The sequence below is a fragment of the Nonomuraea sp. NPDC049028 genome, from assembly GCF_043197735.1.
Classification (GTDB): domain Bacteria; phylum Actinomycetota; class Actinomycetes; order Streptosporangiales; family Streptosporangiaceae; genus Nonomuraea.
The window spans coordinates 929989-943113 of sequence record NZ_JBICTR010000003.1; the positions used below are offsets into that span (position 1 = coordinate 929989).

Sequence of the window (13125 nt, forward strand, 5' to 3'; positions counted from 1 at the left end):
GCTTGTGCAATGCCTCATCCAGCCACCAGGCGCCACGCGTGTCGGCCGGTCCGGCCCGTTGTTCACTGCGTTCGTGAACGCATCCGGCCTGATGGCGATCCCTTTCAACGTGCCGCATATCTCGGAGAACGAGCTCGACTATCTGGCGGAGGCCGTACTCCAGCGGTTCACCCGCGGAGACGGGCCCTTCACCCAACGGGCCACCGGTCTCCTCGCGGAGATCACCGGGGCCCGCCAGGTGCTGCTGACCACCTCGTGCACGCACGCGCTGGAGATGTCGGCGCTCCTGCTCGATCTGCGGCCCGGCGACGAGGTGATCATGCCGTCGTTCACCTTCATGTCGACGGCCAACGCCTACGCGCTGCGCGGCGCCGTCCCGGTGTTCGCCGACTGCCGGCCGGACACGCTGAACCTGGACGAACGACAGCTCGAAGCCGCCATCACCGACCGCACCCGGGCCATCGTGGTCGTCCACTACGCGGGTGTCGGGTGCGCGATGAAGGAGATCGGCGAGCTCGCGGAACGGCACGGGCTCGCGGTCATCGAGGACAACGCCCATGGACTGGGCGGGTTCTACCAGGACCGTCCGCTCGGGTCGTTCGGCCGCATGGCCACCCAGAGCTTCCATGAGACGAAGAACGTGCAGTGCGGAGAGGCCGGCGCGTTGCTCCTGAACGACGCCGGCCTCGGCGAGCGCGCGGAGATCGTCAGGGAGAAGGGCACCGACCGGAGCCGGTTCTTCCGCGGCCAGGTGGACAAGTACCGCTGGGTCGACATCGGGTCCAGCTACTTGCCGTCGGACGTGCTCGCCGCGCAGCTCACCGCCCAGCTGGAGTCGTTCGACAAGATCCAGTTCCGGCGCCACTACGCGTGGGACCGGTATCACGAGGAACTGGCGGACTGGGCCGCGGAGAACGGGGTCGCCCAGCCGACGATCCCGGACGAGTGCACGCATCCGGCGCACCTGTACTACCTGCTGCTCCCCGACCTGGCGAACCGGCAGGCCTTCATCGCTCATCTCGCCGAGCGTGGCGTGCAGGCGGCCTTCCACTACCAGCCGCTCCATGATTCACCCGCCGGCCTGCGGTACGGGCGGACGGCCCCGGGCGGCTGCCGGGTCACGGCGGAGGTCGCCGACCGTCTCGTACGGCTGCCGCTCTTCGCCGACCTGGACGACGCCCACCTGTCCCGCGTGATCGACGCGGTCCGAGCCTACGAGGTGTGCTGAATGGCGTGGAATGACGTGATCGAGGCGGAAGCCGTGCGGACGCGGGAGTCCCCGCTCGAGTCCGCGCGGTTCGGCTGCTCGATTGAGCGGCTCGCCGTTTCCGGATCGTCGTTCGCCGCGGTCCGTGAGGCCGTCGTACGATCCGCCGCGGACGTGATCATCCTTCGCTACCCGGCCGAGTACGTCGGCTGGTACGCCCGGCTGACCGCCCTGGGCCGGACCGCCATCTTCGCGGACTCCCTGGTGTACTGGCGGCTGCGCGCCGGCGAGGGCCGGGCGCCCGTGGCGTCACCCGATCTGCGGGCGACGGAGCTGACCGGAACCGCCGTGATCGAGGATCTGGTGTCCGACATCTTCCCCGCGTACGGAAACCACTACCTGGCCAATCCCCTGTTCGACGCCGCCGACGCGCTCGCCGGCTACCAGGAATGGGCGCTGCGCTCGGCCGAAGAAGGGGGCTGCCTGGCGCTGCTGGATCGGCCCGCCGCCGGGGCGGCCTCGCGTGTCCTCGCGCTGGCCACCCTGGACGAGGCCGAATCCCGGACGGAGATCCTGCTCGCCGGCGTGGTCTCGAAGGCGCAGGGGCGCGGTCTGTACGCCCACCTGCTCAAGGCGGTCGAGGACCGCACGCTGGCGCGCGGCGGGGACGAGGTCGTCATCTCCACCCAGGGGCACAACACGCGCGTGCAGCGGGCGTGGGCCCGATACGGGTTCGAGCCCGTACGGACGGTCCTCACTGTTCATCTGGTCCGGAGCGCGCTCCTGCCTGGGCCGGAACACTAGGACCACCGGGAGCCACGTCGGCGGACGCGGTCGGTCCGACACGTTCGCGCACGACGTAGGTCGGCCGGCCCATGCCGCTGCCATGAATGCGGCCGATGTACTCCCCGAGGACCCCGATGGAGATGAGTTGCGCGGAGGAGAAGAGCGCGACCATCGAGGCGATCGTCGTGAAGCCTGCCACTGTGGTCTCTCCCATGGCGAACCGCCACAGAACGGCACCGCCCAGCAGCAGGCCGACGATGCCGACGAGGAATCCGAGGTAGCTCGCCGCCCGCAGGGGCGCCGTGCTGTAGCCGAGCAGCATGTTCACCGCGTGCCGGATCAGCAGCCGCGGGGAGTAGTTGGAGCGCCCGTGATGGCGTTCGTTCATGCGTACGCTGACCGACCCCACCTTGGAGGTGGCCCACGACAGGGCCACGTCGACCGAGGCATGCGGCCCCGACAGCTCTTGGAACCCGTCGCGCAGCCGCGTACGAAAGGCGCGGAAGGCGCTGATCGCGCGGGCGGAGCGGATGCCCAGCGCGCTGGACATCCCGGCTTTCACCGATCGGGAGGCGAAGCTCCGGAGAAAGCCGTGCTCCTCACGGTAGGAGACGCCATAGACGAGGTCGAGACGGTCGCCCTCAAGGGCGGCCAGCAGGAGGGGGATCTGCTCCGGCGGATGCTGCAGGTCGTCATCCATCGTGACGACGACCTCGAAGGCCGCCTCCCTGATGCCGGCGATCAGCGCGTTGTGCTGACCGTAGTTACGGGAGAGGTGGATCGCCCGCACGGCCTCGTTTCGCCGGGCCAGCCCGGCGGCCGTCGCCCAGGTGTCGTCCGGGCTGCCGTCGACGACGAGGATCACCTCGTGCCGGACGGATGCCTCGCTCATGGTCGACAGGATCCTGGCCACCAGCGCTGGAAGAGTGCGCGCGGATCGGTAACACGGAATTACCACCGACACCGACATTGATCCCCCGATCATCCAGTGTGAGCCGGTTACAATCGTGCCGCCCCCACCACGTGACGAACTGGAGTGCGGGCGACATGGTTGACGTGGAGAGCCACACCAAAAGCGACAAGAAGCCGCATTTCTGGTGGCGGGCTCTGATCTCCACTTTTGCTGGAAACCGCATCACATACCTAATGGCCGGCGCCATGACGGCAGTTGTCTATTACTGTCTCCTTGGCCTAGCATTGCTCGCCGCCGAGGGTGCGGTGCCCTACCTTGTCCTGGTCGTGACCAGCCACTTCGTCACCGTGGTGATCGTCTATCCGTGGTATCGACTGGTGGTGTTCCGAGTCTCCGGCGATTCCTGGCTGCGGGGGTACCTGCGATTCTATGTGGTCGGCCTGAGCTTCCTCGGGGCGTCCCTCATCAGCCTGCCGATCCTCGTGGGCGTCATCGGAATTCCCATCATGATCGCACAGGGTTTGATAATTCTCATAAGTCCCTCACTAAGCTATCTGATACACCGAACATGGACTTTTCGTGATCGCTGATCCATCTAGTCTCGGCAACGTGCCGGGCGTTCTTCGACAAGCGCGCGGAACCGCACAGTTTTCCTGGCCGGGGATCGGCATAAACTCCAGCGGACAGGCGGCCATCGCCGCCATGTCCTCCTCGCGGAAGGACTCAGGGAGCCGATGAAGGCGCTCGTTCTAGCGGGTGGCAAGGGGACGAGGCTGCGCCCGCTCACCCATACCTCAGCGAAACAGCTGGTCCCCGTGGCCAACAAACCGGTCCTCTTCTACGGGCTCGAAGCGCTACGGGACGCGGGCATCACCAGCGTGGGCATCATCGTCGGCGACACGGCCGCGGAGGTGCGCGAGGCCGTCGGAGACGGCTCGCAGTTCGGCCTCGAGGTCACCTACATCCCGCAGCAGGCCCCCTTGGGCCTGGCTCACTGCGTCCTGATCGCCAGAGAGTTCCTCGCCGACGAGCCGTTCGTGATGTACCTGGGCGACAACTTCCTGGTGGGCGGCATCACCGCCCTGGTCGACGCGTTCCGCCAGGCCGACCATGACGCGCAGATCCTGCTCACCAAGGTCGCCGAACCGCAGTTCTACGGCGTGGCCGAGCTCGGGCCGGAAGGCGAGATCATCGGGCTGGCGGAGAAGCCGGAGCACCCGCGCAGCGATCTCGCGATCGTCGGGGTCTACATCTTCTCCCCCGTCATCCACGAGGCCGTCCGGTGCATCACCCCGTCCGCGCGCGGCGAGCTGGAGATCACGGATGCCGTCACGTGGCTGATCGACAACGGCTTCCGCGTCCACTCCCACTTCGTCAACGGCTACTGGAAGGACACCGGCCGGCTGCAGGACATGCTGGAATGCAACCGGATCATCCTCGAACAGATCGAGCCCGACATCCGGGGCACCGTAGACGGCCGGAGCGAGATCACCGGGCGAGTCGTCGTCGAGCAGGGCGCGGTCGTGGAGAACTCCGTACTCCGCGGGCCCATCGTGATCGGCGCCGACTCCAAGATCGTCTCTTCCTTCGTCGGCCCCTTCACCTCGATCGGGGCCAGTTGCGTGCTGGAGGACGCCGAGATCGAGTACTCGATCGTGCTCGACAGCTCGTCCATCCGCGGCGTGTCGCGCATCGGACACTCCCTCATCGGGCGCAACGTCGAAGTGAACCGCGCGGAAGGCATGCCGAACACCCACGAGCTCATGGTGGGCGATCACAGCAAGATACAGGTGCGTACATGAGGATTCTGGTCACCGGCGGCGCCGGCTTCATCGGCTCGCACTACGTGCGGTCGCTGCTGCTCGGCTCGCATCCGGGCTACGAGGCCGTGAACATCACCGTTCTCGACAAGCTCACCTACGCCGGAAATCTGGCCAATCTCGCGCCGGTGGCCGGACATCCCGGCTACCGGTTTGTCCATGGGGACATCACCGATCTGGAGCTGCTCGCGGAGATCGTTCCCGAGTGCGAGGTGATCGTGAACTTCGCGGCCGAGACGCACGTCGACCGGTCCATCACGGGCGCCGGCGACTTCCTGACGACGAACGTGCTGGGCACGCAGCGGCTCCTGCAGGCGGCACTCGAGACCGGCGTCCGCACGGTGGTGCACGTCTCCACCGACGAGGTGTACGGGTCGATCGCGGAAGGATCCTGGACCGAGGACGAGCCCCTGCTGCCGAACTCGCCCTACTCGGCGGCCAAGGCCGGCAGTGACCTGCTCTGCCGGGCATATCACCAGACGTACGGCCTCGATGTCCGGGTGACCCGCTGCTCCAACAACTACGGCCCTTACCAATACCCGGAGAAGCTCATCCCGCTCTTCGTCACCAACCTGCTCGACCGCGAGCCGGTCCCCCTCTATGGTGACGGGCTGAACGTACGGGACTGGCTGCACGTCGACGACCACTGCCGGGGCATTCAGCTGGTGCTGGAGAAGGGCTCGCCGGGAGAGACGTACAACATCGGCGGCGGCACCGAACTCACCAACCGGGAGCTCACGGAGCTGCTGCTCAGCGCGCTCGGGGTGGGCTGGGAGATGGTCAGGAACGTGCCGGACCGGCTCGGGCACGACCGTCGCTATTCCGTCGACTGCGGCAAGCTTCGGGCCCTCGGGTACGAACCGCTTATGGGGTTCGCGGACGGTCTGGCGGCGACGGTGCGCTGGTACCAGGACAACCAGCGGTGGTGGCGGCCGCTGAAGGCTCCTGCCACGCCTCGATCTATGTGACGGTCCGTGGTGGCTGAGGTCCCTCGGGAGATACCGCCTCCCGGGGGAGTGAAAGACCACGGCCCGCCGGGGCCCCTCGGGGACGCCCCCTCCGGGGGGAGAGGGAGTACGCCCGTCGTCACCGCACTATGGGGTGACGGTCTGGTTCACCGGGCCTGACGTGCTCGGGGCCAGGTGGATCAGGGCCTCGTGGTCGAAGACGTCGCCGCCCAGATAGACCGCGACGATCCGGTGCTGCCCTGGGGCCAGGCTCGACGTCGTGAACATCGCACGACCGGTGCTGGTGTTGAGGAATACCGAGCCGAGAATGGTCGAACCTTCCTTGAAGACCACTTCGCCGAAGGGGGTCTGGCTGCCGCTGACCCATGCCACGGTGGCGGTGAACGTCACCGGCTGTCCAGCAGCGGAGGGGTTCGGGGAGCTGGTCAACGTGGTGGTGGTCGGCGGGTCGTCGGGAAGACTGATCTGCGTGGCCGGGATGCCGTCGGTGCCGGTGACGTTGACGGAGCCGTTCAGGGAGAAGACCCGGCCCTGGACGTTGGCGCCGAAGTTCACGGTGGCGTTGCCCTGGGCCAGCACGTTGCCGCGGAAGGTGCTGTACACCCCCAGCGACGTAGCGCCGCTGGACTGCCAGAAGATGTTGTCGGCCTGCGCGCCGCGCAGCAGGGCGATATTGCTGACCCTGGCGGTGGTGAGAGTGGCCGCCCGGAAGATGAAGGTCGCGGCCGGATCCCCCTGGGCGTCGAGGGTGAGCGTGCCGTTGATCACGAAGGCACCGTTGCCGGCGTCGTACAGGCCGGGCCCCTTGGTCGTACCGCCCAGCTCCCCCGGCACCGTGGAACCGCCGGACCGCCCGGCGATGTCGTTGTAGGCGGCGACCACGTCAGACTTGACCGCCGCCGCGGTCGCGTTGCCCAGCTGCCGGTTACCGTTCACGGTGCCGGGCGGGAAGCCTGTCAGCGTGCTGTGGGGACTGATCGCCAGATCTCCGGAGACCGTGGTCAGATGCGCGTTGTTGACCGACATCCCGGCCACAACCCCGTACGGCTTCCCACCGCCGATGTTCACCGGCGGTGTCGCGCGCGCACTCTCCGGCAGAGTCACCAGCACGACCGCCGCCACCACTCCCAGTGACAACCGACCGAATTTCCCTGAAAAACGGGACAAATCAACATTCGCCATGAGCCGATCCCTTTATCTGCGATCCGGGGAAGATACTCCGCCAGCCATAAGACTCTGGATATTCGACATTAGCGGGCATCGATGCCGTTCCAGAGAAATGACGTGCGACGCGGCCCGTGTCGTATTCGCGCCAGAGACATGGCGCGGCCCGGCCGTGCGGAACCGCACGGCCGGGCCGGTGGAGAATCACGGGCTCGCTAGGAGTCGAATACCGGATCGACCCAGTAGTTGGATGACTGGTAGGAGGTCGTCGGGAAGGTGTTGGTCCCCCCGTAGGTGTACACCCCGTTCGGGTCCGTACCGTTCGCCAGTGCGGTGAGCGGGCCGTTCGTGTACGACGAGGTGAAGTAGGGCCGGTTTACCGAATAAAATCCCGACGTGGTGTGATACGAGGCGATATAGGTGGTATTGGCAGTGATCGCGACAGGCGTCGGGAAATTCACCTGCTGCCAGCCGGAGGCCGTCTCACTGGTGAAGACCGCGCTCGCGAGCAGCTGGCCACTGCTGCTCCACAGGCTCCCGGTGTGAGTGCCCGTATTGGAAGCGCCCTTGAAGAACCGGATGGCGACGATGTTCCCGCTCGTCGAGGCCCGGAACTTCACGCCGACCGTGACCGCCTGCGTGTCGGGTTGAGACTGGACGGCCGGAGTGACCGCTTTGTCCCACAGGCTGTCCGACGGCTCGAACACGACGTCGACCCAGTAGTTGGTGGACTGGAAGGAGGTCGTCGGGAAGGTGCTGGTCGCCCCGTAGGTGTACACCCCGTTCGGGTCCGTACCGTTCGCCAGTGCGGTGAGCGGACCGTTCGTGAATGCCGAGGTGAAGTAAGGCCGGGTCATCGAATAATATCCCGACGTAGTGTGATACGAGGCCACATAAGTGGTATTGGCAGTTATCGAGACAGGTGTCGAGAAATTCACCTGCTGCCAGCCCGAGGCCGTCTCACTACTGAAGACCGCGCTCGCGAGCAGCTGACCACTGCTGCTCCACAGGCTCCCGGTATGTGTCCCCGTGTTCAGGGAGCCCTTGAAGAACCGGATGCCGATGATGGTCCCGCTCGTCGAGGCCCGGAACTTCACGCCGACCGTGATCGCCTGCGTGTCGGGTTGGGACTGCACGGCCGGCGTGGCCAATCTGTCCCACAGGCTGTCCGACACATGCTGAACCACTTCCGGCGAGAAGCTCGGCGCGAAGTGGATCAGTGCCTCGTGGTCGAAGACGTCCCCGCCCAGGTAGACGGCGGTGAGGTGGTGATCCCCGGCGCTGAGGCTCGGGGTCGTGAGCGTGGCCGGATCGTCGGCGTCCTGGTAGCCCGAGCCGAGTACGGTCGAGCCGTCCTTGAAGACCACCTCGCCGGCGGGCGTCAGGGTGCCGCTGACCGGCTGCACGACCGCGGTGAGGAGGACCGGCTGCCCCCTCCAGGAGGGGTTGGGCGAGGTGGTCAGGGTCGTCGTGGTCGGCGGGTCGTTGGGGAGGGTGATCTGAGTGGCCGGGGTGCTGTTGGTGCCGGTGATGTTGATGGAGCTGTTCAGGGAGAAGATGCGGCCGTTGGTGTAGGCACCGACATTAACCGTGACGGCGTTCTGGGCCAGCACGTTGCCGCGGAAGGTGCAGTAGTTGCCCAGCGTCACGGTGTCGCTGAACTGCCAGAAGACGTTGTCGGCCTGCGCGCCGCGCGCCAGGGCGATGTTGGAGACGTTGGCGGCGGTCAGGGTGGTCGCCCGGAAGATGAAGACGGCGTTCGGATCCCCCTGCGCGTCGAGGGTGAGCGTGCCGCTGATCGCGAAGGCGCTGGTGTTGGAGGCGTACAGGCCGGGCCCCTTGGTCGTGCCGCCCAGTTGCTGCGCCACCGTGGCGTCCGGGGTCCGCCCGGCGATGTCGTTGTAGGCGGCGACCACGTCGGCCTTGGCCGCCGCCGCGGCCGCGTTGCCGAGGTCCCGGTCACCGTTCACGGTGCCGGGCGGGAAGCCGGTCAGTGTGTTGCCGGGACTGATCGCGAGGTCTCCGGTGACCGTGGTCAGATTCGTGTTGGTGACCGACACCCCGGCCACGACCGCGTAGGGCTCCGCGACACCGATGTCCACCGGCGGCGTCGCGCTCGCGGCCTGCGGCAGCCCCACCACCGCACCTGCCACCAGCACGACCGCCGCACTCACCCCCGTCCACAGCCGACCGACATTCCCCAGAGAACGGGAATAGCTGACTTTGCTGGTCGCTTCGCGCTTGAGAGCTTCGGGGAGGGCCTTGCGGACTGCTCGATCGGGCGCATCGCTATGTGATTTTGACATGCGCCACAACTCCTCACTGTATCTTGTGCTACTCAGGCAATCGGCTGGCTCGCCGCAGCCTGCGGCTCGTCAAGAACACATACGGCGAGCGTCGCCGCTCGCCTGATTCGTCTCGTTTGCCATAAATGCGGCTAAAGTCCAGCCATGAGAAATGCGACTCGAATGTCGCCAATCCCGCTGAAGACGCTACGACATTCGGGAGGACCACGCCTTGAACGGCATGACGCGAAAAACCTATATGTGATCAAGAAAAGCCTAGGATAGCGTCCTATTGAACCGCCCTTTACCCTTCAATAGCCGCTTGCAACACTTACCGGAAAGCTTGAACAAGGTATCCCCGTACGGGCGACCTTTTCTTGGGCGCGCGGAAATATTCCGTTTAATGCCCTTATGCACCCCTAATCGCTGGCCTTGCCACGGAAACGCCATCAGACGACACGCCGGGCATCGCCATCAAATCGGCGATATGAGAACTCCGGCCTCCTACAGTCGGATCGTGTCTCATCTCGATGTAACGGGGGCTCCTGACATGGGAGAGAAACTGGTGGTCGTCGGCCAAGGCTATGTCGGCCTGCCTCTGGCGATGCGGGCGGTAAGCGCGGGATTCGACGTTGTGGGCATCGACGTGGACCAGTGGCGGATCAAGCGATTGGCCGCCGGCGAATCTTATGTCGAGGACATCGGGGACGACGAGCTGATCGCCGCACACCGCTGCGGCCGCTATCTGGCGAGCACCGATTACGCCGACGCCGAGATGTTCGACATCTGTGTGATCACGGTGCCGACGCCGCTTCGCGAGGGCGTGCCCGATCTCCGGCACATCGCCTCGGCCGCGCAATCCATCGCGCCGCTCCTCCGGCCGGGCGCCGCAGTGGTGCTGGAGTCCACGACTTATCCCGGAACCACCGAGGAATATCTCCTGCCCCTGCTTCAGGAAGGCTCCGGACTGCAGGCGCCCGAGGATTTCTACCTTGGCTACAGCCCCGAACGGATCGACCCGGGAAACACCCGCTGGCGGCTGGACAACACCCCGAAGATCGTGTCCGGCATCGACGAGTCCTCGCTGAAGAGAGTCCAGGCGTTCTACGAGCGCATCGTGCGCGATGCCGTTCCCGTCTCCTCGGTTCAGGTGGCCGAGCTGAGCAAGCTCCTGGAGAACACCTTCCGGCACATCAACATCGCCCTGGTGAACGAGCTGGCCATCTTCGCGCGGCAGCTCGGGATCGACGTCTGGGAGGCCATCGACGCCGCCTCCACCAAACCGTTCGGCTACATGCGCTTCACCCCAGGCCCGGGCGTCGGCGGGCACTGCCTGCCGATCGACCCGTCCTACCTGTCGTGGAAGGTCAAGCGCAGCCTGGGGCACAACTTCCGGTTCGTGGAGCTGGCGAACGACATTAACGACCACATGCCGGATCACGTCGTCCACCGGCTGACGCTCGCGCTGAACCAGCGCTCCATGCCGATCAAGGGCAGCCGGGTGATCGTGCTCGGCCTCGCCTACAAGAAGAACGCCGGCGACTGCCGCGAGTCGCCGGCGATCGAGGTGGCCAGGGCCCTGCGCAAGCTGGGCGCGGATGTACGGGCCGCCGACCCGCACGTGGACCACTTCCTGCTGCCGCAGGGAATTGCGATCATCGACGCCACGCGCCAGGAACTCGCCCAGGCGGACGCGGTGCTGATCCTGACCGACCACGACTGCTTCGACTACGAGCTGGTCGAGCAGGTGAGCACCTTCGTCTTCGACACGCGCAACCGCTGCCGGGGGCCCAACGTCGAGCGGCTGTGAAACCCGGAGGGGGCTGCAGGTAGCCCCCTCCGGCGTTCCTAGAGCATGGCCTTCATCGAGTCCGCGGCCGACAGCACGTACGGCTGCTCGGCCATGACCGCCGCCCAGTTGTCCGCCAGCGACTCCGGCGTGAGCTCGTCCGACTTCCAGCCGGGCCCTTCGGCCACGAACACCCGCGCCACCCGGCCGCCGCCGACGCTGAACACCTCGCCGCTCGACTCGCACGACTCGTGTACGAGGTAGGCCACCAGCGCGCTGACCCGCTCGGGCGTGAACTTGGCCTCGAACTCGGCCGGCAGCAGCGACTCGGTCATCCGCGTCCAGGCGATCGGCGCGATGGCGTTGGCCTTGATGCCGTTGCGAGCCCCCTCGATGCCGAGCGTCTTGGTCAGGCCGACCAGGCCCATCTTGGCGGTGGAGTAGTTGGCCTGGCCGAAGTTGCCGAACAGGCCCGCCGGGCTGGAGGTGTTGACGATCCGGCCGTAGCCGGCCTCCTTCATGTACGGGTAGGCGGCCTGGCTGACCAGGTAGGAGCCGCGCACGTGTACGGCCAGCACATTGTCGAAGTCCTCGACCGCCATCTTCCCGAACGACCTGTCACGCAGGATGCCCGCGTTGTTGACGACGATGTCGATCTTGCCGAACGCGTCGACCGCGGCCTGCGCGATGGCCCTGGCCCCTTCCGGCGTGGCCACGTTGTCGGCGTTGGCGATGGCCTGGCCGCCGTTCTTGGTGATGAGCTCGACCACGTCGGCGGCGGGACCCGCGGAGGCGCCGGTGCCGTCGAGCGCGCCGCCCAGGTCGTTCACGACGACCTTGGCACCCCGCTCGGCCAGCAGGAGCGCGTGCGACCTGCCGAGACCGTGCCCGGCTCCCGTAATGATCGCGACCCTGTCATCGAACCGAAGCATCGAACCTCCAGCGCAGGAGAACATCGTTCTAGTAATGGCACAATAACCCGAGTCCGCCGCACTACGACTGATCGTCGCGGATAGTGATCAGAAGGTTCGTTCTCTGCTAGAGTTCTGGGCTTCGAATGGGCGGCGACCTCCAGCTCCTGTCCGCCCTCCACCGGGCCTTCGGAGGCCGGACATGCCGGTAAACGCGCCCCTTCGCGTGGTTCAGTGGGCCACGGGAGCCGTCGGCCGCTATGCGCTGCGCAGCGTGCTCAGCAGGCCGGGGCTGGAGCTCGCGGGAGTCCTCGTCTATGACAACGACAAGATCGGCAAAGACGCCGGCGAGCTGGTCGGCCTGCCGTACGCCGGCGTGAGCTGCACGGACGACCCGGCGCGCGTCATGGCCATCGAGGCCGACTGCGTGCTGCACATGCCGCTGCCGTCCTTCTACTTCGGCCCCGACCGGAGTCTGGACCTGGAGACCATCTGCGCGCTGCTCGCCTCGGGCAAGAACGTCATCACGACCACCGGCTTCGTCTACCCCAAGTCGTACGGCCCCCACGTGGTGGAACGCATCGAGGCCGCCTGTGACAAGGGCGGCACCACGCTCCACGGCACCGGCATCAACCCGGGCTTCATGAGCGACTTCCTGCCGCTGGCGCTGACCGGGCTGTCGGACCGGGTCGACCACATCTACGTACGCGAGTCGTCGGACTTCCGCGGCCACCCGTCGCGCCAGGTCGTCGTGGACATGGTCGGGTTCACCCGCACGGCCAAGGACTACGCCGAAGCGGTCCGGCCGTTCCGTACCTTCCAGCGCTCGCTCTTCGCCGAGAGCGTGCAACTCGTGGCCGACGCGCTCGACGTGCGGCTGGACGAGGTGGAGGAGCGGGACGAGTTCGAGGTGGCCGGGCGGGAGTTCGAGATCGCGGCCGGCCGGGTCGAGGAGGGCGCGGTGTGCGCGTCACGCTGGGTGTTCTCGGGGCTGGTGCGGGGGCGGCCGTTCATGACGGTCGAGGTGATCTACAAGGCCGACGCCGGCAAGGTGGCGCGCTGGCCGGAGCCGGGCTTCGCGATCCACATCGAGGGCGTGCCGCAGATGACGATGTCGATCGACGAGGTCTCCCACGGGCTGGCCGCCGCGGCCGCCCACGCCATCAACGCCATCCCCGCCGTCTGCGCCGCCCCGCCCGGCGTCCGCACTCTGCTTGATCTTCCCCTCCCCACCGCACGCGCCCGGGTCCGCATCCGTTAAGCGGGCCACGTACGGCGGGGA

Annotated in this window: 11 protein-coding genes; 7 read left to right on the top strand and 4 right to left on the bottom strand. The window is 66.7% G+C overall.

Annotated features, from left to right (window positions below):
* Window positions 1–73: 73 nt before the first annotated feature.
* Together rffA and ACGFJ2_RS15305 are read left to right on the top strand one after the other, a co-directional pair.
* Entirely contained in the window at window positions 74–1228 is a 1155-nt protein-coding gene (rffA, locus tag ACGFJ2_RS15300) for a dTDP-4-amino-4,6-dideoxygalactose transaminase (protein ID WP_358178690.1), read from the top strand.
* Window positions 1229–2011, top strand: a complete 783-nt coding sequence (locus ACGFJ2_RS15305; RefSeq protein WP_358178692.1) for a GNAT family N-acetyltransferase — start codon at window positions 1229–1231, stop codon at window positions 2009–2011.
* Here ACGFJ2_RS15305 and ACGFJ2_RS15310 read toward each other — a convergent pair.
* Window positions 1962–2978, bottom strand: a complete 1017-nt coding sequence (locus tag ACGFJ2_RS15310; protein WP_358178694.1) for a glycosyltransferase family 2 protein — start codon at window positions 2976–2978, stop codon at window positions 1962–1964. The genes ACGFJ2_RS15305 and ACGFJ2_RS15310 overlap by 50 nt on opposite strands.
* A gap of 62 nt (window positions 2979–3040) precedes the next feature.
* Here ACGFJ2_RS15310 and ACGFJ2_RS15315 point away from each other — a divergent pair, with 62 nt between their 5' ends.
* The 3 genes from ACGFJ2_RS15315 (at window position 3041) to rfbB (ending at window position 5694) form a co-directional block, all read left to right on the top strand.
* Complete coding sequence (locus tag ACGFJ2_RS15315) at window positions 3041–3496, top strand: GtrA family protein (RefSeq protein ID WP_358178696.1); 456 nt, start codon at window positions 3041–3043, stop codon at window positions 3494–3496.
* Between the two features lie 144 nt (window positions 3497–3640).
* Window positions 3641–4708 carry a glucose-1-phosphate thymidylyltransferase gene (locus tag ACGFJ2_RS15320; protein WP_393468389.1) on the top strand — a complete coding sequence of 356 codons (1068 nt, stop codon included), beginning with the start codon at window positions 3641–3643 and terminating at the stop codon, window positions 4706–4708.
* Window positions 4705–5694, top strand: a complete 990-nt coding sequence (gene rfbB / locus ACGFJ2_RS15325; RefSeq protein WP_393468391.1) for a dTDP-glucose 4,6-dehydratase — start codon at window positions 4705–4707, stop codon at window positions 5692–5694. Before ACGFJ2_RS15320 ends, rfbB begins: the two co-directional genes overlap by 4 nt.
* A gap of 126 nt (window positions 5695–5820) precedes the next feature.
* Here rfbB and ACGFJ2_RS15330 read toward each other — a convergent pair whose 3' ends face one another.
* Together ACGFJ2_RS15330 and ACGFJ2_RS15335 are read right to left on the bottom strand one after the other, a co-directional pair.
* Complete coding sequence (locus ACGFJ2_RS15330) at window positions 5821–6831, bottom strand: ice-binding family protein (RefSeq protein WP_393468394.1); 1011 nt, start codon at window positions 6829–6831, stop codon at window positions 5821–5823.
* A 242-nt stretch (window positions 6832–7073) separates the two neighbouring features.
* On the bottom strand, window positions 7074–9032 hold the full coding sequence (locus ACGFJ2_RS15335; protein WP_393468397.1) for a DUF4082 domain-containing protein: 1959 nt from the start codon (window positions 9030–9032) through the stop codon (window positions 7074–7076).
* A 661-nt stretch (window positions 9033–9693) separates the two neighbouring features.
* Here ACGFJ2_RS15335 and ACGFJ2_RS15340 point away from each other — a divergent pair.
* Window positions 9694–10953 carry a nucleotide sugar dehydrogenase gene (locus ACGFJ2_RS15340; protein ID WP_358203650.1) on the top strand — a complete coding sequence of 420 codons (1260 nt, stop codon included), beginning with the start codon at window positions 9694–9696 and terminating at the stop codon, window positions 10951–10953.
* A gap of 38 nt (window positions 10954–10991) precedes the next feature.
* Here ACGFJ2_RS15340 and ACGFJ2_RS15345 read toward each other — a convergent pair whose 3' ends face one another.
* A complete protein-coding gene (locus ACGFJ2_RS15345) occupies window positions 10992–11864 on the bottom strand; it encodes an SDR family oxidoreductase (RefSeq protein ID WP_357949694.1) in 873 nt (290 codons plus the stop codon).
* A gap of 181 nt (window positions 11865–12045) precedes the next feature.
* On the opposite strand from ACGFJ2_RS15345, the gene ACGFJ2_RS15350 reads away from it, so the two are divergent.
* Window positions 12046–13104: a dihydrodipicolinate reductase gene (locus tag ACGFJ2_RS15350; protein ID WP_393468401.1), complete on the top strand. Its 1059-nt coding sequence runs from the start codon at window positions 12046–12048 to the stop codon at window positions 13102–13104.
* Window positions 13105–13125 lie beyond the last annotated feature (21 nt).

Excerpts from the sequence above, each read along its gene's own strand:
- ACGFJ2_RS15340 (WP_358203650.1), top strand. The coding sequence starts at position 9,694 with ATGGGAGAGAAACTGGTGGTCGTCGGCCAAGGCTATGTCGGCCTGCCT.
- ACGFJ2_RS15310 (WP_358178694.1), bottom strand. The coding sequence starts at position 2,978 with ATGATCGGGGGATCAATGTCGGTGTCGGTGGTAATTCCGTGTTACCGA.
- ACGFJ2_RS15305 (WP_358178692.1), top strand. The coding sequence starts at position 1,229 with ATGGCGTGGAATGACGTGATCGAGGCGGAAGCCGTGCGGACGCGGGAG.
- ACGFJ2_RS15320 (WP_393468389.1), top strand. The coding sequence starts at position 3,641 with ATGAAGGCGCTCGTTCTAGCGGGTGGCAAGGGGACGAGGCTGCGCCCG.
- ACGFJ2_RS15350 (WP_393468401.1), top strand. The coding sequence starts at position 12,046 with ATGCCGGTAAACGCGCCCCTTCGCGTGGTTCAGTGGGCCACGGGAGCC.
- ACGFJ2_RS15315 (WP_358178696.1), top strand. The coding sequence starts at position 3,041 with ATGGTTGACGTGGAGAGCCACACCAAAAGCGACAAGAAGCCGCATTTC.
- ACGFJ2_RS15345 (WP_357949694.1), bottom strand. The coding sequence starts at position 11,864 with ATGCTTCGGTTCGATGACAGGGTCGCGATCATTACGGGAGCCGGGCAC.
- rfbB (WP_393468391.1), top strand. The coding sequence starts at position 4,705 with ATGAGGATTCTGGTCACCGGCGGCGCCGGCTTCATCGGCTCGCACTAC.